A 363-nucleotide genomic window follows, 5' to 3' on the forward strand; every position below is an offset into this window, starting at 1 on the left:
GAGGAACTCGGCCACGCCGAAGTGCGCAGCGAGCAGGGCGGCCGCAAGCTCTACGCCATCACCGACGCCGGCCGCGCCTTCCTGGACGAGAACCGCGACGCGGTGGAAGCGGCCACCGCGCGCACCGAGCACAACGCGCGCATGGCCGCCAAGATGGCGGCGCCGATGGCGGTGCGCAAGGCGATGCACGCGCTCAAGCATGCGCTGCTGATGCGCGGCGGGGAGTGGAGCAAGGCCGAGGCGCAGCGCGTGGCGGCGATCCTCGAACGCGCCGCCGGCGAGATCGCGAGGAAGCCGCACGATGACTGAAGCCGACTGGGCCGCGCGCCGCCGCGCCTGCGGCCTGCGCCTCACCGCGCCGCG

1 pseudogene is annotated in these 363 nt (G+C 74.7%); it reads left to right on the top strand.

Annotated elements, in window-relative coordinates:
- A pseudogene (locus tag ACH65_RS20395) lies at positions 1–309 on the top strand (PadR family transcriptional regulator); the annotation flags it as partial.
- Between the last annotated feature and the right edge of the window lie 54 nt (positions 310–363).

This window comes from Frateuria defendens (assembly GCF_001182895.1).
Taxonomy (GTDB): domain Bacteria; phylum Pseudomonadota; class Gammaproteobacteria; order Xanthomonadales; family Rhodanobacteraceae; genus Frateuria_B; species Frateuria_B defendens.